This is a genomic window from Blastococcus sp. TF02-8, assembly GCF_003319175.1.
Lineage (GTDB): Bacteria > Actinomycetota > Actinomycetes > Mycobacteriales > Geodermatophilaceae > Blastococcus.
Genome location: NZ_QOHK01000008.1, coordinates 131,607 through 151,761 on the forward strand (window position 1 = coordinate 131,607; position 20,155 = coordinate 151,761).

18 protein-coding genes and 1 pseudogene are annotated in these 20,155 nt (G+C 72.2%); 10 read left to right on the forward strand and 9 right to left on the reverse strand.

Annotated elements, in window-relative coordinates; all coding sequences use genetic code 11:
• Positions 1-2: 2 nt before the first annotated feature.
• The 4 genes from fliD to DQ237_RS15980 all read right to left on the reverse strand — a co-directional run bounded on the left by fliD (position 3) and on the right by DQ237_RS15980 (position 4,830).
• Complete coding sequence (gene fliD / locus DQ237_RS15965) at positions 3-1,385, reverse strand: flagellar filament capping protein FliD (protein ID WP_113801108.1); 1,383 nt, start codon at positions 1,383-1,385, stop codon at positions 3-5.
• A gap of 115 nt (positions 1,386-1,500) precedes the next feature.
• On the reverse strand, positions 1,501-2,682 hold the full coding sequence (locus DQ237_RS15970; protein WP_113801109.1) for a flagellin: 1,182 nt from the start codon (positions 2,680-2,682) through the stop codon (positions 1,501-1,503).
• Positions 2,683-2,833: 151 nt separating this feature from the next.
• On the reverse strand, positions 2,834-3,907 hold the full coding sequence (locus DQ237_RS15975; RefSeq protein ID WP_113801110.1) for a glycosyltransferase: 1,074 nt from the start codon (positions 3,905-3,907) through the stop codon (positions 2,834-2,836).
• 59 nt (positions 3,908-3,966) lie between these two features.
• Entirely contained in the window at positions 3,967-4,830 is an 864-nt protein-coding gene (locus DQ237_RS15980; protein WP_240619681.1) for a sigma-70 family RNA polymerase sigma factor, read from the reverse strand.
• Positions 4,831-5,173: 343 nt separating this feature from the next.
• Between DQ237_RS15980 and DQ237_RS15985 the strand changes: the two genes are divergently transcribed.
• From DQ237_RS15985 to DQ237_RS16020, 8 genes and pseudogenes are all read left to right on the forward strand, one after another.
• Complete coding sequence (locus DQ237_RS15985) at positions 5,174-5,659, forward strand: flagellar protein FlgN (protein WP_113801111.1); 486 nt, start codon at positions 5,174-5,176, stop codon at positions 5,657-5,659.
• Entirely contained in the window at positions 5,656-7,059 is a 1,404-nt protein-coding gene (flgK, locus tag DQ237_RS15990; RefSeq protein ID WP_113801112.1) for a flagellar hook-associated protein FlgK, read from the forward strand. The genes DQ237_RS15985 and flgK overlap by 4 nt, the downstream gene beginning before the upstream one ends.
• A gap of 5 nt (positions 7,060-7,064) precedes the next feature.
• Positions 7,065-7,949, forward strand: a complete 885-nt coding sequence (gene flgL, locus DQ237_RS15995; RefSeq protein ID WP_113801113.1) for a flagellar hook-associated protein FlgL — start codon at positions 7,065-7,067, stop codon at positions 7,947-7,949.
• A 40-nt stretch (positions 7,950-7,989) separates the two neighbouring features.
• Positions 7,990-8,478, forward strand: coding sequence for a flagellar assembly protein FliW (gene fliW / locus DQ237_RS16000; protein WP_240619682.1), 489 nt, complete (start codon positions 7,990-7,992; stop codon positions 8,476-8,478).
• Between the two features lie 90 nt (positions 8,479-8,568).
• Positions 8,569-8,721: pseudogene (gene csrA, locus DQ237_RS20640) on the forward strand (carbon storage regulator CsrA); the annotation flags it as partial.
• A gap of 363 nt (positions 8,722-9,084) precedes the next feature.
• Complete coding sequence (locus DQ237_RS16010; RefSeq protein ID WP_113801114.1) at positions 9,085-9,591, forward strand: hypothetical protein; 507 nt, start codon at positions 9,085-9,087, stop codon at positions 9,589-9,591.
• A 72-nt stretch (positions 9,592-9,663) separates the two neighbouring features.
• Positions 9,664-10,764, forward strand: a complete 1,101-nt coding sequence (locus DQ237_RS16015) for a flagellar biosynthesis protein FliA (RefSeq protein ID WP_113801115.1) — start codon at positions 9,664-9,666, stop codon at positions 10,762-10,764.
• Between the two features lie 156 nt (positions 10,765-10,920).
• The gene (locus DQ237_RS16020; RefSeq protein ID WP_113801116.1) at positions 10,921-11,919 is read left to right on the forward strand and encodes a hypothetical protein; all 999 of its coding nucleotides are present in this window, start codon (positions 10,921-10,923) and stop codon (positions 11,917-11,919) included.
• Positions 11,920-12,030: 111 nt separating this feature from the next.
• On the opposite strand, the gene DQ237_RS16025 is transcribed toward DQ237_RS16020, so the two are convergent.
• Complete coding sequence (locus DQ237_RS16025) at positions 12,031-13,323, reverse strand: YncE family protein (RefSeq protein ID WP_166509651.1); 1,293 nt, start codon at positions 13,321-13,323, stop codon at positions 12,031-12,033.
• A 250-nt stretch (positions 13,324-13,573) separates the two neighbouring features.
• Here DQ237_RS16025 and DQ237_RS16030 point away from each other — a divergent pair, with 250 nt between their 5' ends.
• Entirely contained in the window at positions 13,574-13,924 is a 351-nt protein-coding gene (locus tag DQ237_RS16030; protein WP_113801117.1) for a hypothetical protein, read from the forward strand.
• On the forward strand, positions 13,921-14,685 hold the full coding sequence (locus DQ237_RS16035) for a hypothetical protein (RefSeq protein WP_113801118.1): 765 nt from the start codon (positions 13,921-13,923) through the stop codon (positions 14,683-14,685). Before DQ237_RS16030 ends, DQ237_RS16035 begins: the two co-directional genes overlap by 4 nt.
• A gap of 4 nt (positions 14,686-14,689) precedes the next feature.
• Here DQ237_RS16035 and DQ237_RS16040 read toward each other — a convergent pair whose 3' ends face one another.
• The 4 genes from DQ237_RS16040 to DQ237_RS16055 all read right to left on the reverse strand — a co-directional run bounded on the left by DQ237_RS16040 (position 14,690) and on the right by DQ237_RS16055 (position 20,044).
• The gene (locus DQ237_RS16040; RefSeq protein ID WP_240619683.1) at positions 14,690-16,786 is read right to left on the reverse strand and encodes a D-alanyl-D-alanine carboxypeptidase family protein; all 2,097 of its coding nucleotides are present in this window, start codon (positions 16,784-16,786) and stop codon (positions 14,690-14,692) included.
• Positions 16,787-16,936: 150 nt separating this feature from the next.
• Positions 16,937-17,128 (reverse strand): hypothetical protein, encoded by a 192-nt coding sequence (locus DQ237_RS16045; protein ID WP_113801119.1) that lies wholly within the window; start codon positions 17,126-17,128, stop codon positions 16,937-16,939.
• A 108-nt stretch (positions 17,129-17,236) separates the two neighbouring features.
• Complete coding sequence (locus tag DQ237_RS16050) at positions 17,237-18,553, reverse strand: citrate synthase (protein WP_113801120.1); 1,317 nt, start codon at positions 18,551-18,553, stop codon at positions 17,237-17,239.
• Between the two features lie 96 nt (positions 18,554-18,649).
• Positions 18,650-20,044: an aspartate ammonia-lyase gene (locus tag DQ237_RS16055; RefSeq protein ID WP_113801121.1), complete on the reverse strand. Its 1,395-nt coding sequence runs from the start codon at positions 20,042-20,044 to the stop codon at positions 18,650-18,652.
• Between the last annotated feature and the right edge of the window lie 111 nt (positions 20,045-20,155).

Sequence of the window (20,155 nt, forward strand, 5' to 3'; positions counted from 1 at the left end):
GATCAGCCGAGGGCACTGAGCTGGCTGCCCAGCCAGGTGGACTGGTTCTTCATCGCGCTCAACGCCGTCTCCATGGCGGTGAACTGGCGGGTGAGGGTCTCGCGGCGCTTCTCCAGCCGGAGGTCCCAGGAGTCGATCCGCTCCTGGATGTCCTTGACGGCGGCGTCCTTGCCGTTGGCCATGGAGACCAGCGTGCCCGTCGTGCTGTCCGAGGCGGTCTTCGCCACCTCCAGCAGCCGGGCGGCCACGCCCTTCACCGCCGGGACGGCGGTCCCGTCCGCCGCCGTGGTGGCGGACGTGCCGAGCACCAGGGCCTGCGCCATCTCGGGCTTGTCCTTGAGCGCGGTCAGGAAGGCGTTCTTGTCGAACGTGACGCGCCCGTCCTTGGTGAGCTGGAACCCGGCCTGGGCCGGCGACCCGTAGGTGCCCACCGCGGAGGACACGGCGTCGAGCAGCTGACCGGCCAGCGAGGCGATCGAGTAGTCGCCCCGCAGCGCGGCTTTGCTGTCCTTGCCGTTGTTCGTGTAGGTCTTCACCGTGTCGATCGCCGCGTTGACGGCGTCGACGAGCTTCTGCACGTTGCTGGCCACGGCGTCGTTGTTGCTGCCCACCGTGACGGTGACCTGGGCGTCGGGGTCGGCCTTCGACACCGTCACCGAGAGCCCGGTGAGCAGCTCGGGGAAGGTGTTCGTCGCGGACTTGGCGACGACACCGCCGCCGAGGTCCAGGGTCGCGTCGCGGGCCGGAGCAGTCGTGACGAAACCCGACCCCATCGTGGTCATGTCCTCGTCGGCGCTCTTGACGGTGAAGCCGCCCGCCTCGCCGGCGGTGGTGCTGGTGAACTGCAGCGTGTAGCGGTTCTCGCCGAGCTTCACGACGGACGCGGTGACGCCGTACCCGGCGTCGTTGACGGCCTTGGCGGCGTCGGTGAGCGTGGCGCCGGCCGGGATGTCGATGCTGCCGACCTTGGTGTCGTTCTCGTCGTAGATCTCGACGGGCCAGGCCGGACCGGCACCGCGGGCGTCAGCGGTCGGGGAGGTCCAGACGGCCTTGCTCAGGCTCACCTGGGTGCTGGCCAGGGACTGCACGGTGAAGGTGACCGACGCGCCGGGGACGGCGCTGGCGGTGGCGACCGGGGTGACGGCGGAGCTGGAGCTCGACGCGGTCCGCGCGCTGGTCAGTGCGGTGGGGGTGAGCTTCTCGGCGGCGGCCGACACGGCGAGGAAGGTCGTGTTGACCGTGCGGTAGGCGGAGGCGGCCTGCTGGGTGGCCGTGAGGCGCGTCTTCAGCGCCTTCTGGGAAGCACCCTCGGCGTTGATGAGCTGGTTGATGAGGTTCGTGGTGTCCAGTCCGGAGACCAGACCGTCGACGCTCATGCCCGCCATGCGCTTCCTCCTGGTCCGGGGCTGGGGGAGTGTGAGTGAGGGGGGAGGCCACGCAGGCCTCCCCCCTCACCCGGGTTGGTGCTGAGGTGTTGCGCCCTCAGCTACTCAGCTGGGATCAGCGGAGCAGCGAGAGGACACCCTGCGAGGCCTGGTTGGCCTGCGCGAGCATCGAGGTACCGGCCTGGGTCAGGATCTGGTTCCGGGTGTACTGGACCATCTCCTGCGCCATGTCGGCGTCACGGATGCGGCTCTCCGACGCGGTCAGGTTCTCGACCGAGACGTTGAGGTTGTTGATCGTGTGGTCGAACCGGTTCTGCAGAGCACCCAGGTCGGCACGGATCGTCGACACCGTCTTGATGGCGTTGTCGATGTTCTTCAGACCCTCGGTGGCACCGGAGGACTGGGTGAACGTGAGCTGCGACTTCGCCAGGGCGTCGGCGGTGGCGTTGGTCCCCGGGTTCGCACCCGTGATGACCAGGTTGCCGCCGGTGATGGCGGCCTGGATGTTGCTGGCACCGAACGCGTTGTCGAGCGCGGTGTTCAGCGTGGCCAGGCGGGTCGCGGCGTTGTCCGTGTCGCCGTAGACCACCGACGAGAGGTCGAGGGTCTTGCCGTCCATCGTCAGGGCACCGTTGAGCTTGGAGAAGTCCTCCGCCAGGGCCGGGTTGGCCGTGCCGGAAGCGATGGTGACGGTGGCGGCCGAGCTGGACGCCGAACCCGACGTCGCAGCCACGGTGGTGGCGGTGATGCCGGCGGCGGACGAGGTGACGTCCACGCCGTTGACGCCCAGGCCGGAAGCGCCCATGGCGGTGCCGACCTTGACCTTGATGGTCTCGCCCGCGTTGGCGCCCACCTGGAACGTGCCCTGGTAGTTGCCGTCGAGCAGCTTGGTGCCGTTGAAGGTCGTCGTGTCGGAGATGCGGGTCAGCTCGTTCTTGAGCTGGCTGATCTCGGACTGGATGTTCTTCTTGGCGTCGGCGTTGAGACCACCGTCGTTGCTGGCCTGGACGGTCAGGTCGCGCATGCGCTGCAGGATCGAGTGCGTCTCGGTGAGCGCACCTTCAGCGGTCTGCACGACCGAGATGCCGTCCTGGGTGTTGCGGACGGCGACCTTCAGGCCACCGATCTGCGAACGCAGGCCCTCCGAGATGGCGAGCCCGGCCGCGTCGTCGGCAGCGCGGTTGATGCGGAAGCCGGAGGAGAGCTTCTCCAGCGACTTGCTCATCTGGCCGTCGGTGACGGACAGGTTGCGGTACGCGTTGAGCGCCGCGATGTTGTTGTTGACGCGCAGACCCATGGTGTTCCTCCTTGGACGGGGTCGTACTGGGGGTTCCCGCTGCATCCGTGCTGCGGGCCGTGCAGGTACAACTACGGCTCGAAGGCCGTCGGACTTGAGGCGAACGGGTCACGAATTGACCACGTCCCCCGATCGGGCGTCCTCGCGCAGGTCAGGCGTACTTGCGGCGCGCGCGGGCCCGGTGGTCCAGGGCCTGGCGCCACGCGGCGACCCAGCGCTCGGCGCGGTGCTCGGTGAGGTGGCCGGCGAGCACCGCCTCCCGCGCGCTGACCGCCTGCTCGGTCCGGCGCTCGCGGTCGGAGATCGTGCTGGTGAGGGCCTTGGTCCAGTCCTTGGGCGACTTGGCTCGCCAGCCCAGACCGAGCCGCTCGTACTCGGCGCTGGGGGAGCGGACGAAGGGCACGCCGCGGGCGGAGTACTCCAGCGCCTTGAGCCAGCTCTTGCAGGTGTTGAACCGGTCGATGCGCAGCGGCGCGATGCCGACGTCGAAGTGCTCACCGACCGCATGGGTGTAGGTGTCGACGTCGGTCATCCACGGCAGCTCCTCCGGCTCCTCGCCGAGGCCGAGCAGCTGGCAGGCGTTCAGCTTCTGCCCGATGACCATGAAACGGCTGCGCCCGCGGGTCGCGTCGAGGGCCTGCTGCAGGCCCGACCGCATCTCCTGCAGGTCGTAGGGGTGGGTGATCACGCTGCCGGTCCAGCCGACCGTCACGACCTCGGGGTCGCGGTCGTAGGCCGGCGGGAGCTCGGCGATGCGGCGGGGGATCGCGTTCTCGATGACGTGACCGCGGCCGTGCGGGGCGTACTCCTCGAGCAGCGCCGGCGTCGTCGTCGTCACCAGGTCGGCGGCCCGTGCGCACTCGGAGGCGCGGCGCCCCATGCCCTTGCGCACCAGCGCGTCGTGCGCCAGGTGGCCGTAGGGGACCGCGGAGAGCAGGTCGTCCATCTCCACGACGACGGCCACGCCGTCGTCCTGGAGCACGCGGATGGTCTGCAGCATCGCGACCGTCTTCGGCAGCTGGAGGACGACGACGTCGGCACCGCGCGCGTCGGCGGCGACCACGTCGCCCTCACCGCCCGTCGCCGACGGGCGGACGGTGGTGGCGATGCCGCGGACCGTCTCGATCTCGACGTCGAACCCGCCCTCGCGGATCGCGCGGATCGGTTCGCGGACGCGGTAGTAGTCCTGGGCGTCCTGCCCGGCGTGCATGACGAGCACCTTCATGGAACGGGACCTCTCTGGTTCCGGCGCGCTGACCCGTGCGCCGGTGCGGGGATCGGGGGTCAGGCGGGGCGCCGCGAGACGCCGGCGTCGGGGGTGACCCACCGGGGGCGGGGGTGCGGCACGACCGGCGCCACCGGGGTCGGTGCCGCGGCGGCCGACGGGCGGCCGGTGAGGCGCTCCAGGTAGGTGCGCTGCTGGTTGCGCGCGCGGACCCCTCCGGTGGCCGGGACCGGCGTGCCGTCCCAGATCTCGCCCATGGCGGCGTGCAGGAGGGTGAGGGCGCGTGCGCGCATCTGCGAGACCCGGGAAAGGGTGACCCCGAGGTCTTCCGCGATGTCGGTCAGGGATTCATCACCGAAGAAATTGCGCTCGATGACCTCGTCCAGCCGGTCGGGGAGTGCGCGGATCGCCTCGTGCAGGTGGCGGGCGCGCTCGCCGCGCATCACCGCCCGCTCCGGCGACTCGCCCGTGTCGGGCAGGTCCAGCGTCGTGCCGTCCGGACCCGACTCGGCGTCGATGCTGACCATGACCGCGCGGTGCACGTCGACCTGCAGGTGGTCCAGCTCGCTGCGGGCCATGCCGAGGCTCTGCGCCAGCTCCTCGCGCGTCGGCGGGCGGCCGAGGCTGATGGTCAGTGCGTCGGCCGCGGCGTCGGTCCGGCGGGCGGCCGCGCGCACCGACCGGCTGGCCCAGTCGCCGGAGCGCAGCTCGTCGAGGACCGCGCCCTGGAGGCGGGCCAGGGCGTACGTGGCGAAGGAGGCGCCGGCGCTCGGGTCGAACCGCTTGGCCACCTCGACCAGCGCGACGTGGGCGCAGGAGAGGAGGTCCTCACGGCTGACGTGGCTCGGCAGCGAGATGCGGGAGGCGACCGCGTTGACGGCGAAGGCGGCGAGCGGCAGGTGCTCGGTCACCAGCGCGTCCACCTCCTTCGGGGACCGTCCCTTGACCGGGTTCGGCACCCGGCCGTTCGAGGCGCGCTCGCGCGAGGGCCGATCGTGTGCGGAGCGATCGCGCGGGGACCGCTCGGAGACGAGGGCACGGACTGGGGTCACGTCCCTCTTCTCGGCGGACCGGGAGGCGGTCGGCACCACCCCTCGGCACAAATCCCGGCGAACTTGAGCGCCACTTGGGCGCTTCGGCTTGACCTCCTCCGAACGGGTGCCGATGCCTGCCCTGACAGCGGTTGCGCCCTGGCCCCCGGGCCCGGCCCACCGCGTGCGATGAACCTGTGCGATGACGAGCGGGACGACGGAAGGCGGTGGACACGTGGACTACCAGCACCTGTCGACGTTGCTGTGGAGGGAGCAGGAGCTCCTCGACCTGCTGCTGTTCAAGGCGGAGGAGAAGCAGTACCTGATCCTCACGGGCAAGACCCGTTGGCTGCAGCGGATCGCGCACGAGATCGAGGTCGTCCTCGACCAGCTGCGCACCCTCGAGGTGGAGCGCGCGGCCGCCACGGAGATGGTGGCCCAGCACCTGGGGATCGGCACGAACCCCTCGCTCCGCCAGGTCGCGGAGGTGGCCCCGGCCCCCTGGAACGACCTCTACGCCAAGCACCACGAGGCACTGCTGGTCCTGGTGACCGAGCTGCGCAGCCTCTCCGACGCCAACCGCGAGCTGATCGAGGGTGGCCTGTCGGCCATCGGTGACGCCCTGCTGCAGGTGCGCACCCCCTCGGCCGGCACCTACGGCGCGAGCGGCCGCCACTCCGACGGCAGCCACCGCGCGGTCACCCTGGACGGAGCCCTGTGAGCACCTTCTCCGGTCTGAACGCCGCCACCACCGCCCTGTGGGCCAACCGGCGCGGCCTCGACGTCACCGGTCAGAACATCGCCAACGTCAACACCGACGGCTACTCGCGGCAGCGGGTCGACATGACCGCCATCGGCGGCAGCACGACCCCGGCGTTCTTCTCGACGACCTCCGGCATCGGCCAGGGCGTCAACGCCGACGACGTGATGCGCATCCGCGACGCCTTCCTCGAGGGCCGCGGGCACACCGAGCACGCCAACAGCGCCCAGCTCACCGCCGAGACCGACGCCTACGAACTGGTCGAGCAGGCCTTCCGCGAGCCGGGGAGCACCGGCATCCAGAAGATGCTGTCGGAGATGTGGAGCGGCTGGCAGGACGTCGCGAACAACCCCTCCGAGCCGGCCGCTCGCGGCCAGGTCCTCAAGCGCCTGGAGACGCTCGTCGGTGGCATGCACTTCGCCCAGGAGCAGTTGACCGGGCAGTGGGACCAGACCCGGGAGAACCTCTCGGTCCTGGTGGACGACGTCAACGCCGCCGCGGCGAACATCGCCGACCTGAACACCGCCATCCAGCGGGCCACGCAGAGCGGCCTGCCCTCCAACGACCTCGCCGACCAGCGCGACACGCTGATCATGAAGCTCGCCGACCAGATGGGTGCGACGGTCCGGCACGGCAAGGACGGCGTCCTCGACGTCGTCGTCGGCGGCATGAGCCTGGTCTCCGGCGGCTCCGCGACGAAGTTCGCCCTGGCCGGCACCAACGACCCGGGCGCGACGGCGGGCGACCCGCTGCGCATCATCACCGCGGTCGGCGACTTCAGCGTGCGCGTCGGTGGCACGGCGGCCGGGCAGCTGAACACGCTCAACGGCATCCTGCCGAGCTACCGCGGGCAGCTCGACTCGATGGCCGCGAACCTGGCGGACACCCTGAACGACGCCCACGCGCAGGGCTACGACCTCACCGGCACCGCCGGTGGACCGCTGCTCGGCACCGCCGACGGCAGCCCGGTCACCGCGAGCAACATCGCGGTCATGATCACCGACGTGAACCGGCTCGCCGCCTCCGGTGTCGGGCCCGGCACGCCGAACCTGGACCGCAAGAACGCCGACCGGATCGCCCAGCTGGCCAACGCGCCCACGGGGATCGACACCGGCTACCGCAAGATGATCATCGAGCTCGGTGTCCAGTCCGCGGTGTCCCAGCGCAACCTCGACATCCAGACCAGCATCACCACCACGGTCGACGCCGCCCGCGAGTCCGTCGCCGGCGTCAACCTCGACGAGGAGCTCACCAACATGCTCTCGTACCAGCAGGCCTATGCGGCCGCGGGCCGCATGGTCACCGCGCTCGACGAGGCGCTCGACGTGCTGATCAACCGCACCGGCCTGGTGGGGCGCTGATCTGAATGAGGATCACCCAGCGCGCCGTCGCGCAGACCAGCCTGCAGGGGCTCAACCGCAACCTGACCTCCCTGGGCAACCTCCAGGAGCAGCTCACCTCCGGGCGCATGCTCAACGCGCCGTCGGACTCGCCGACCGGCACCAACCGCGCCATGCAGACGCGGGCGGACCAGGACGCGACCGCGCAGTACGCCCGCAACATCTCCGACGGGCAGAGCTGGCTCAACCAGACCGACTCCACCCTGCGGCAGATGCTCGACGTGACCCGCAAGGTCCGCGACCTCACCGTGCAGGGTTCCAACAGCGGGGCGATGTCGGACTCCAGCCGGCAGGCCCTGGCGACGGAGACGGCGAGCCTGCGCGAGAGCCTGCTCGGGCTGGCCAACACCACGATCGCCGGCCGCCCGATGTTCGGCGGCATCAGCATGGGCCAGACCGCCTACGACCCCGACACGGGTGCCTTCATCGGTGTCGCGGGCACGGAGGTGTCGCGGCGGGTGTCCAGCACGGAGGAGATCCGCGTCGACATCAGCGGTCCGGAGGCGTTCGGCTCCGGCGGTACCGACCTGTTCGCCATCGTGGACCGCATCGCCGGGAACCTGACGGCGGACCCGGCCGCGCTCGAGCAGGACCTCGCCGATCTCGACGGCATCATGAAGACGATGCAGGCGTCGGTCGCCGACGTCGGTGCGCGCTCGGCCCGCATGGACCGCGAGGCGCAGATCAACACCGACCTGGGCATCTCCCTGGACTCGCGCCTGGCCGACGTCGAGAACATCGACCTGCCGAACACGATCATGAAGCTCCAGATGCAGCAGACCGCCTACGAGGCGGCCCTGTCCGCGACCGCGAAGGCGATCACGCCCACGCTGCTGGACTACCTGCGCTGATGACCACCAGAACCCCGGTCCGCTCCTCCGGACCGCTCTCGTGACCCCGCGCGCTGCGGCGGTGGTCGGCGCGCCCGCCCCCACGCGCGCGCCGGCCACCGCTGCAGGTCCCGGCCCGGCGCCGGCGACCGCACCCACTCCGCCCCCGGTGCAGGTGCTGTCGTTCGCCGAGCCGATGCCGGGCTTCCCCGCGTACCGGGACTACGTCCTGATCGCCGGGGACACGGCCGGCCTGCTGTTCTGGCTGCAGTCGGTCGCCCCGGACGGCCCGCGGTTCCTCGCGGTACCCGCCCGGGAGTTCTTCCCGGACTACGCACCGGCGATCCCGGTCGCGGTCCGGGACGAGCTGGGCCTGGCCGATCCGGCCGAGGCCCGCGTGTTCTGCCTGGTCAGCGTGCCCGACGGGGTCCCCGCCGAGGCCACGGCCAACCTGCGCGCTCCCGTCGTCGTCGCCCCCTCGACGCACCGGGCGCGCCAGGTGGTCCTGACCGACGGATCGCTTCCCCTTCGGCGGCGCCTCCGCCGATAACCTCTGAGGGGTTCGCGCGACGCGCGCATCCCTGCCCGCCCGGCGGGCCACGCCACGGACGGCCACCACATCACCCATGGAGGGGTACCCATGCTCACTCTCACCCGCAGCGTCGGCGAGACCATCCGCATCGGCGACGACATCGAGGTCCACGTCGTCGAGGTCCGCGGCGGCACCGTGCGGCTCGGCTTCAAGGCTCCTCGCGAGGTCGCGATCCACCGCGAGGAGGTCTACCGGCAGATCGCCGAGGCCAACCTGCTGGCCGCGCAGGTCACGGCGGACACGCTGGGTGCCCTCGCCGCGTTCGCGCCGGTGACGTCCGGCGAGGGGTCCGACGAGGGCGTCGACACCGCCCCGGCGGCCGCCGACGACACCCCCGGGACGGAGCCGGCCCGCGTCGACTGACAGAACTGCACGTCAACCGGGGGTCACCCCTGGTCAAGCCGTGCCAAGTTGACGTGCTCGGGCGCCGACAGGGGCGCGACACGGGCAACTATTGCCGAAGCTTCGGCCTGACAACTGCGTTGGACACAGCGAGTTGTGTGCCGTGTTCGGTGCGTTCATGCGGCAGATTTCTCCCCAAGCAAGTGACAGGGGGCGATCAAGATGGCACGCAACGCATTTACTACGTCGGTGGCCGGCGAGCAGACCGGCGACTCGGAGTCCGTGGTGGTCCACGTGCAGCTGCGGCCGCGCCGCGGCGCCACCCGCAAGTGCCTGGCGGCGCTGGCGACGCTGGCCGCTGAGCACGAGGACGTCGTCGTCACCGTCACCGGCCTGAGCAAGGACGACCGCGTCGTCCGCGTGACCGTCGGCATCGACCTCGGCCCGCGCACCGCGATCGCGAAGTTCTCGCCCCAGGCGCAGGCGGCGTACGCCCTCGTGTCGGCGATCTTCACCTCGCTCTACGACCACATGCCGGTCTACACCGCCGAGCCCAGCGCCGCCGAGCGCGCCGCGGCCACGGCCCTCTTCGACCGCCTCGCCGACGGCACCGCCCGCGTGGGCGACCGTGCCGCCGACCTGGCCGCCGACCTGGGCGACACCCACCCGGTGTCCTCCCCGGTCCCCGCGCCCCGGCTCCCCGGACCCGGCGAGCGCATCCCGGCCTGACGGCCTCCTCCGCAGTACCGGGCCGCCGGTCCACCGGCGACCCCTTCTTCCCCGTAGTGCCCAGGAGTACCGATGTCCGAGCGCAACCCGTCGATGACCCCGACGACCGACGACCGCAGCCGCCTCCGCCAGCCCCTGGTGTTCGGCGGCATCCCCGAGGCCGAGGGGTGGGCGCTGGCGCCCATCACCCCCCGGGACCGGGTGCACTTCCGCACCGACCAGGAGCTGCCCCTGGAGGAGTTCCGCAGCGAGCTCCCCGCCGGCGTGACCGTCAGCTACGACCAGGGCGACGGTCTCTACCGGGTCGACGGCAGCTGCGGCAGCGCCGCGATGCTCGCCGACTGGGTGAAGGCCTGGTGCGCGGGCGCCGGCGTCACCACCATCGGGCTGCGCGCGGAGACCGACGTCCGGCGCCGTGCGCCCCGTGACCTCCCTCCGGCGTTCCTCGCCGACCTGTGCCGGCACTACGGCCCGGTCAGCCTCAAGCGCCTGCAGCGCAACATGAGCACGATCCGGCTGCACCTGCCCGACCCCGACGACCTGGGGCAGCAGGTGTACGAGTGGGTCCTCAAGGCCGTCGCGCAGTACGACGAGACGAAGTCGGTGCCCTTCGGCGCCTTCCTCGCGACCCAGCTCTCCAAGTGGGTGCACGACCTCGGCCGCAACGCCCACGGTCGCACCGCGGCCGACACCGAGCACAAGCAGCAGAAGGCGATCGCCTCCTTCATGGCCGAGCACCAGCGCCGGCCCACCGAGAAGGAACTGGCCGCCTACATGGGTCAGAGCGTCGCCACGCTGCGCCGCAACTCCCAGACCGTCGCCACCCTCAACGGGCTGCGCAACCTCCAGTCGCTGGACGGCGCGCCCGACGCGACCGAGATCCTGCTGCCGGACTCCTCCGAGGCACCCGACGAGATCATGGGCGAGGCGGAGCAGACCCTGCTCTCGCACGCGCTCACCGCGGCCTGCGCTCCCGACCCGGAGGCGCGGCGGGACCAGCGCGCCGGCCAGCCCAACGTCCTGGGCTGGGCGACCTGGTACCTCACCACCTGGGGCGGGCAGACCAAGACCCAGCTCTCGCAGGACCTCAACACCTCGGTGCGGAACATGAACGTCTACGCCGACCGCGTGGAGAAGGCCCTCAAGCACCGCCTGGCCGAACTCGCCGACTGACCGCTTCGTGATGATGATCAGGTCACCTGGTCATCACGGGTCCTCCCGCGTGGTCGACCGCGAGGGAGGACCCGGAACGGTGAGGTAGGACGCCGGTTGTCCACAGCCGGCGCCGACTCGGCACGGCGTCGGCCCCGTCGTCGCCAGACTGCCCACGTGCATCCGCAGCTCAGCTCCCACGCCGCACGACGCCTCGGGGTCTTCACCAGCCAGGAGGCGCTGGCGGCCGGCTACCTGGTCGAGGACATCCGCACCGAGCTGCGCACGCGCCGGTGGTCGCGGCTGCGCAAGGGTGTCTACATCGCGACGGGCGAGCCCGCGACGGCGGACGACCGCGAGCGGCACCTCATCGATTGCGTCGCCGTGCTGCTGAGCCTCGGCCGTGGGCCGGTGCTGAGCCATGCCTCCGCCGCGCGGATGCACGAGCTGGTGCTCCCGTGGCGCCACTCGTCGGAGGTCCGCCTCACCGCGCAGGACCAGTGGCGGCGCGGGCGCGGGTACCGCGTCGCACAGGCGAGGATGCCGGACGAGGACGTCGTGCCGTGGCTGGCGTTCGCCGCGACGGCGGTGCCGCGAACCCTGGTGGACTGCGCCCGCGAGTGGGCCGTGACCGACAGCGTCATCGCCATGGACGCGGCGTTGCACGGGGGGAAGGTCGACCGCGGGGAGTTGGTCCGGGCCGTGCTCGAGGGGAGCCACCGGGTCGGCATCGGCCACGCCGCTCGGGCTCTGGGCCTGGCCGACGGGCGGGCGGAGTCACCGCTGGAGACGCGAGGGCGGCTCGCCCTCCTCGCGTCCGGCCTGCCGAGACCGGAGCTGCAGGTCGAGATCCACGACGACATGGGGTTCATCGGCCGGGTCGATGCCTGGTACGACGAGGCGGCTGTCGCCATCGAGTTCGACGGCGAGGTGAAGTACACCGATCCTCGGCACGCGTCCACACCCGGTGAGGTGCTCTGGCAGGAGAAGCGGCGCGAGGACCGGCTCCGAGCTGTCGGCCCGCGAGTCGTCCGCATCACGAACCCGGATCTCGGAGCGCCATGGCCGGCGACGGCAGCCCGCATCCGCCAGTTGGTGGCGGCTCCGTTCGTGGGCCCGCGCCGCTTCCGCATCGTCAGGACCGACGAGCCGGGTGGGGCTTCGGCAGCAGCGTGAACCCGACGAGTGGCGCCGTCCTCCCTCACGGTTCGGGGTCCTCCCTCGTGGTCGACCGTGAGGGAGGACCCCGAACGATCAGGTCACCTGATCATCATCACCGCCGGGGCGTCAGTGCCAGGTGCGGAAGATCCGCTCGGCGACGACGCCGGCGCGCACGCGCTGCGGGTGGTCCCCGACCGGGATCCGGGCGATCTCCCGGGCCGTGGCGTAGTCGATGACGACCACCTCGTCCTGGCCGCTCACCGACACCCAGCACTCGTCGCCGAACACGCCGTTCGTCGACCAGTACGGCTTGTCGCCCACCTCGACCAGGTCGAACTCCTCGGTCTCGCGGTCGATCACCGCGGCGTACCCGTCCATCGTCCCGGCGGCACAGAGCGTCGTCCCCGCGGGGTTGATGGCCAGCCCGTGGTGAGCCGAGTCCAGGACGTACCGCTCCCGCGGTTCCGTCGTCCGCTTCGGCAGCTCCACGACGCGCGTCACCTTGCCGACGGTCGGCTCGCCCTCGTAGGTGACCGCGGGGTCGGCGGCCTGGGTGTCGAACTCGATCCAGCCGTGGAAGAAGGACACCTGCAGGTAGACGAAGCGCTCGTCGGGCGCGACCGCCATGGGGCGGACCGCCGACGCCATGCCCGGGTAGCCGGCCTCCTCGAGCTCCTTGCCCATGTCCCACCGCGACTCGATGCTCATGTCGTCGGTGCGCACGATCTGGAACACCCGCTCGCCCTTGAGGGTGTCGTAGGGCTGCCGGAGGACCGGGCGGTCCGTGGGTGTGTAGACGCGGCCGATGCTCGCGTGGAAGACCCGCTCGCCGTCGGCGGTGTAGTTGTTCTCGTGCGGGGTGTCCCCGCTGGCGAACTCGCCGGTCTTCCTGCCAGTGCGGATGTCGAGCTCGTGCACCTTGTTGGCGGTGGAGTCGCTGACCAGCAGGCGCGAGCCGTCGGGGGAGACCCCCATGTGGTCGGAGCGGTAGCCCTCCATCGGGAACCGCCAGCGGATCTTCCCGGTGGCCAGGTCGATGCCGACGACGTCGGCGAAGCTGGGCCGGCTCACCGCGAGCAGCCGGCCGTCGTGCGTGGTGAACATGTCGTCGGTGTACTGCGCGCGTCCCTCGCCGATCGCCGCCTGGATGGCGAGGTAGAAGGCCAGCTTGTCCGGCCGGCCGACGATCTCGGCCATCCGCTGCGCGCGGTCGGGGATCGTGTCGATGGTGCGGACGGTGCGGTGCGTCCGGGCGTCGACCACCGTCGCCGTGCCGTCCCAGTTGTTGCCCACGAACATGACGTCGCGTGCGGCAGGCGGTCGGTCGACCGCTCCTGGACCGGCGACGGCCGTGCCGCCGGTGACGAGCACTGCGATCAGGGCGAGGGTGACAGCGAGCGGTGCGGAGGTGCGGCGCACGGTGGCCTCCCGGTCGAGGGTCTCGTGAGGAGAACGCACCGGTCCGCCGCGGGTTACGCCACCGGCGCGTCCGGGTGCGCCCGTCCCCGGACACGCCCGGCCGGGAGGCGGCTCCGGAAAAGCTCGCGTCGAGGGGTCCACGGAGGGCGTTGCCTGCCGATATCCCTTGCGTGATGCCCCGTCCGAGCACCCGCCGCCCCGCACCGCAGGCGGCGTCGGCGACCGGACCGTGGTACCGGGGCGGGGCCCGATGAGGCCGCCCCCGGCGAAGGACCCCGCCGCCCAGACGTTGGTCCCGCACTGGCTGGACCCCGACGCCCGCCGAGTGCTCGCCGACGCGGTCCAGGCCGCGCTCGCCGACCCGCAGGTGCATCCGGTCAGCGCGATCCACCTCCAGGACGTGCTCACCGAGCTGCACGTCGCCGCTGCCCGCGAGGCGGTCTGGCCCTCCTCGGCGGCCCGCGTACGCCTGGCCACCGGCTGGGACGCCGACGTCCTCCCGGTCCGGCTCAGCCGGGCCGAGCTGGCCAGCGTCCTCGAGCTCGAGGAGCTGCCGGACGCGGTGCGCGAGGTCCTGCGGACCCGGGTGGGCCGCCCGTGACGGCATCGAGCATCTTCGGGACGTCGTCCGGCCTCCTGCACCGGTTCCGGGCCGTCCCGGTCGACGTCAGCGATCTGCACGACGTCGCCTCCGAGTTGCTGCCCCGCCTCGCGACGCCGCGGCTGCACCTGGCGCTGGTGCGCCGCCCCGGTGCCGGCACGGTGCTGCGGGTCGAGGAGGACGAGCGCAGCCAGCAGGTACCGCTGGTCGATCTCGCCGACGACATGAGCCGCGCCGGAGTCCCGGGCACCGCGACCGGCATCGCCACGGCCCTCAGGACCTGGGTCGCACGCCGGCCGGTCACCGACGACGCCGCGGCGCGGCGGGGCATCGCCGTGCTCGACTGGGCCGACGACACCGAGACCGAGGTCGGCTGGACCGTGGTCGTCGTCCGCGGTGACCTCGCCCTGCCCTGGGCGCCGTCGCCGGCCGCCCGGACCGTGGAGCTGCACCGCACCCGGTCGGCCGCGACCGGCCGTGCGCACGACGTCTCGCTCGACGTGCGGGTCGAGGGCCCGCTGGCCCTGTGGTCGCACCGCACCGTCCCGGTGCTGGCGACCTCGGCGCTGGTGGCGCCGGAGCTGATGCTGCACCGGATCGTCACCGCCGGTCTGACGACGCCGGACATGCACGTCGTCGTGACCCCGCAGCGGCCGGTGGTCTGCGCCGCGCCGGGGGTGGCCCGTCGGCTGGCCGGTCAGGCCAGTGAGGCCAGCGTGACGATGGCGTGGCGCGAGGTCGTCGACCTGCCCTGGCTCTGAGGGCCTAGGAGATCCGGCCGTACTCCCAGTGCCAGGGCTCGGGCTTCTCGCCGCCGGGCGCGGCCCAGTCCGGCTGCACGAAGCCGAAGCGCGAGGCGTTCGCCGTCATCCAGTTCCACTGCGGGGTTCCCGCCACGTTGACGCCGTCGCACAGGTCGACGGCCAGTGCCCAGCCGTGGTTCGAGGTGCCGGGGACGGCGGCCAGCGTCGGCTTCCGGTAGTAGGCGGCGACCTGCGCACCGAAGGACCGGTAGGAGTCGGTGATGCACATCGGCGTGCCGAACTCGGCGGTGTAGGCCGCGGCCAGCTGACCGTAGGCCGCCGCGGCGTCGCAGCGCAGGGCGTGCCCGTCGACCCCGAGCCGGCAGAGGGCCACGACCGGGATGCGCCCGTTGGACCAGCCACCCCAGGCCGGGCTCACCGGGCCGGGGGCGGGCAGGGGCGCGCCGCAGGCGCCGGTCCGGTCGGCCAGGGCGGGCAGCGGGGCGTTCGGCTGGGCCGGGGCCGCGACGGTGACGCGCACCGCCGAGGAGCCGGGGTCCAGAGGGCGCACGCCGACCTGGAAGGTCGCCGCGGAGGCACCGACGACGTCGCCGTCGCCGAGGTACACGCCGACGTCGGTGCCGCCGGGGGAGAAGACGAGGTCACCGACCTGCACGTCGCGGAGCGGGACGGCGGCGCCCGCTGCCCACTGGCCCTGCGGGTCGCGTCCGAGCGCGTAGCCGCCCATCAGCCAGGAGGCGGCGGTGAAGCCGGCGCAGTCGTAGGTGTCCGGCCCGCTGCTCCCCGGCACGAAGGGCTTGCCGAGCTGGGAGAGGGCGTTGCTCACCGCGGCGACCGTCTCCGCGGGCAGCACGGTCACCGGCTCGCTGCCGATGACCGCCCAGACGACGCCCGGGACCGGCCGACCATCGGCGTCGAGAGCGGGGGAGAAGCCGCTCGGCAGGGCGGCGGGGTCGGCGACGGACGCCGCCGACGGCGGCTCGATGCCGGCCCCGGCCAGCCGGCCGAGGTAGTCCTGCCAGCGCCGCATGACGGCGTCGTTCCGGGCCTGCTGCGGCCCGGCCACCGGGATCGAGCCGATGCCGGCGAGGACGCCGGAGACGGCGGGGGAGAGGTCGTCGACCTGGTCGCGGACGGTCGACAGCACCTCGGCGGCGCGGGACTCGGCGACCGCGAGCTCGTCGCGGGCCGCGGCGACCCGCGCCTCGGCGGCCTCGAGCGTGGCTGCGGCGCGCTCGGCGCGGACGACGGTCGCCTCGAGGTCGAGTCCGGCCCGGTCGGCGACGGCCTGCTGGTACAGCACGGCGGAGGTGGCCTCGGCCCGGTCGGCGTCCAGGGCGAACACGGGCAGGCGGTCGACCGGCTCGGAGCGGTAGAGCGCGGCGGCGCTGGAGCCCACGGTCGACCGCTGGGCGGCGACCTGCTCGCGGGCAGCCTGCTCGGCCACCCGCGCCTGCTGCAGCCGGGCGCGACGCTGATCGGCGGTCTGCTCCAGCCGGCGGTAGTGGTCGGCCTGCTCGAGCAGCGAGCTGCGGGCGGTCAGCGCCAGGGTCGTGGTGTCGGTGCCGGCGCCGGGCTGGTCGGGCGCGGGCAACCCGAGCGCGAGGGCCGCGGGGAGCAGGACGGCGCTGGTGGCGACGACGCCGATGCGGGTGGACCAGCGCGAACCGGTCCGCTCGGTCGGGGTGGTGGTCTGTCGACCGCGGGCGGGTGCGCGGCGCACCGCCGTGCGTCCGGCGGTCGGGCGTCGCGCGCCACGCGTGGCGGGACGCTTCGCCGTGGGACGGCGGGCGGCGACGGCGGCACGAGCGGCCGCCAGCTGTTCGGGGGTCACGCCGGGGCGAGCGGCGGCGGCCTGGCGCAGCACCATGGCCTCGCGGCGGGCCTCCAGCTCGCGCCGGGCCTGGGCCTCGCGCAGCGCGAGGGCCTCACGAAGAGCGGCGGCCTCCGCCGGGGTCAGGGGCGGGCGGCCGTCGCGGCGGGGGGCACCGGAGGTGCGGGTGCGCGGCGAGGTGGACGTGCGGGTCGTGGACCGGGTCCGGCCCGACGTGGCCGAGCGAGGGGTCGACGCGCGAGCAGGCGTACGCGGTGCAGGCACTGCGGCGTCTCCCGGGCGTCGTCGGTACGGATGTGGCTCCTGAGGTCAGGAGCTCCTGCACATCCATCGACACGCCGCGCGAGGTGCTTGAAGAATTCGCCGGAAGGGGGGAGGGCCTCGTCCGGGTGAACCGCTGCCGCAGCAGTCGGCTCAGGGCGCCCACCAGGCGCCGTGCCGGTGGACCAGGGGGATCCGCAGCTCGCCGCCGTCCTCGGTGGAGATCACGAACTCGAGCTTGGTGATGCGCACGGGAGGGCCGTCGTCCTCGGGCTCGAGCAGCCGGCCGGTGGCCAGGGGCATGGGCGGCAGGACGAGGACGTCCTCGTCGGGGAGCTCGGCCATGCGTGGGTCCTCTCGCGTGCGGTGGCGCACCCACCGTAGGGACCCCGGCCGGAGACGCAACGGGCCGGGTGACCCCGCAGGGTCACCCGGCCCGTGTGCCGGTGTCGGTTACCGGCTGCCGATCGGCACGTAGGCGCGCTCGGTCTCGCCGGTGTAGATCTGCCGGGGCCGGCCGATCTTCGTCGTCGGGTCGGCGATCATCTCGCGCCACTGGGCGATCCAGCCGGGCAGCCGGCCGAGGGCGAACAGCACGGTGAACATGCGGGTCGGGAAACCCATCGCCCGGTAGATCAGCCCGGTGTAGAAGTCGACGTTCGGATAGAGCTTGCGCTCCACGAAGTAGTCGTCCTCCAGGGCGACCTCCTCGAGCTGACGGGCGAGGTCGAGGAGCTCGTTGTTCCCGCCCAGCTTGTTCAGCACCGTGTCGGCGGTCTTCTTCACGATCGCCGCGCGCGGGTCGTAGTTCTTGTAGACCCGGTGCCCGAAGCCCATCAGCTTGACGCCGGGCTCCTTGTTCTTCACCCGGTTCACGAACGACGGGATGTCCCCGCCCTCGCGCTGGATCGACTCGAGCATCTCCAGCACCGACTGGTTGGCCCCACCGTGCAGCGGGCCGAACAGGGCGTTGATGCCGGCGGAGACGGAGGCGAAGAGGTTGGCGTGGGACGAGCCGACCAGGCGCACGGTCGACGTCGAGCAGTTCTGCTCGTGGTCGGCGTGCAGGACGAACAGCATGTCCAGCGCCTTGACCAGGTCCGGGTCCAGGTCGTACGGCTCGGCGGGGAAGCCGAAGGTCATGCGGAGGAAGTTCTCCACCAGGCCGTAGGAGTTGTCCGGGTAGAGGAAGGGCTGGCCGACGGACTTCTTGTAGGCGTAGGCCGCGATGGTGGGGACCTTCGCCAGCAGCCGCAGGGTGGACATCTCCACCTGCGCCTCGTCGAAGGGGTCCAGCGAGTCCTGGTAGAAGGTCGACAGGGCGCTGACCGCCGAGGACAGCACCGGCATCGGGTGCGCGTCCCGGGGGAACCCGTTGAAGAACTGCTTGAGGTCCTCGTGCAGGAGCGTGTGCCGGCGGACCTTGCCGTCGAAGTCGGCGAGCTCGTCGGCGGTGGGCAGCTCGCCGTGGATCAGGAGGTAGGTGACCTCCAGGAAGCTCGACTTCTCGGCCAGCTGGTCGATCGGGTAGCCGCGGTAGCGCAGGATGCCGGCGTCACCGTCGATGTAGGTGATCGCCGAGGTGCACGAGGCGGTGTTGACGAAGCCGATGTCCAGGGCGACCTTGCCGGTCGTGGCCAGCAGCTTGCTGGTGTCGAGCCCGTCGGATCCCTCCGTCCCGGGCTTAAGGGGAAGGGGCAGTTCTCCACCGGGGTAGCGCAGGGCCACGTCGGCGGAGCCGACGGCGGCGGCGCGGTCTGTCTCGCTCATCGCCCCCGACGCTAGACCCCTTCGGGCCCGTCCGCGGCTCCAGCGCGCCCGGGGCAGGCGGGAGGAGACCGATTCGTGTCCCCTCCCGCCGGCGGGTCAGGGGTGGGTCATGGAGAGGACGTCGAGCGCCTCGTCCAGCTGCTGCTCGGTGAGCTTGCCCTGCTCGACGTAGCCGCGCTCCACGACGACCTCGCGGATCGTCTTCTGCTCCTTGAGGGACTGCTTGGCCACGATCGCGGCCTCCTCGTAGCCGATGTACTTGTTCAGCGGCGTGACGATCGACGGCGAGGACTCGGCGTAGGTGCGGCACTGCTCGACGTTGGCCACGATGCCGTCGACGCAGCGGTCGGCCAGCAGCCGGCTGACGTTGGCCAGCAGGCGGATGGACTCCAGCACGTTGCGGGCCATCAGCGGCAGGGTCACGTTGAGCTCGAAGACGCCGGTCGTGCCGGCGTAGGTGACGGCGGCGTCGTTGCCGATCACCTGGGCGCCGACCTGGATCACGGCCTCGGGGATCACCGGGTTCACCTTGCCGGGCATGATCGAGCTGCCCGGCTGGAGGTCGGGCAGCTGGATCTCGCCGAGGCCGGTGCGCGGGCCGGAGCCCATCCACCGGAGGTCGTTGGCGATCTTGATCAGGCCGACGGCGATGGTCTTGAGCTGGCCGGAGCCCTCGACGAGCGCGTCGCGGGAGCTCTGCGCCTCGAAGTGGTCGCGCGCCTCGGTCAGCGGCAGGTCGAGGTCGGCGGCGAGCTTCTCGATGATGGCGGCGGCGAACCCGGGCGGGGTGTTGATGCCGGTGCCGACGGCGGTGCCGCCCAGCGGCAGCTCGCCGATGCGGGGGAGCGAGGCCTCCAGCCGCTCGACGCCGTAGCGGACGGCGGCGGCGTACCCACCGAACTCCTGGCCCAGGGTGACCGGGGTGGCGTCCATGAGGTGGGTGCGACCGCTCTTCACGACCTCGGCGTACTCGGTGGCCTTGCGCTGCAGCGAGGCCTCCAGGTGCCGCAGCGCCGGGACGAGGTCGCGCACGATCGCCCGGGTGGCTGCCACGTGGATCGCCGAGGGGAAGACGTCGTTGGACGACTGCGAGGCGTTCACGTGGTCGTTCGGGTGCACCGGCGAGCCCAGGGCCTCGGTGGCCAGGGTCGCGATGACCTCGTTGGTGTTCATGTTGCTCGACGTGCCCGAGCCGGTCTGGAAGACGTCGATCGGGAAGTGCTCGTCCCACTTCCCGTCGGTCACCTGCGCGGCGGCGGCGACGATCGCGTCGGCGGTCTCCTGCGGCAGCACGCCGAGGGAGGCGTTGACCGTGGCCGCGGCACCCTTGATGGAGGCGAGGGCGGCGATGAGCTCGCGCTCGATCGGGGTTCCGGAGATCGGGAAGTTTTCGACGGCGCGCTGGGTCTGCGCCCGCCACTTCGCCCAGGAGGGGACGCGGACCTCTCCCATGGAGTCGTGCTCGACGCGGTAGTCCGTCTCGGTGGCCACGGTGCGCTCCCGGTGGTGTGGATGGTGACAGTGCTCCGCACGGGACCCTAGATCCCCGTGGGAGCGCCGGTGGTCCCGCCCCGGGTGTGCGCCGCCGATCAGGGCGACGAG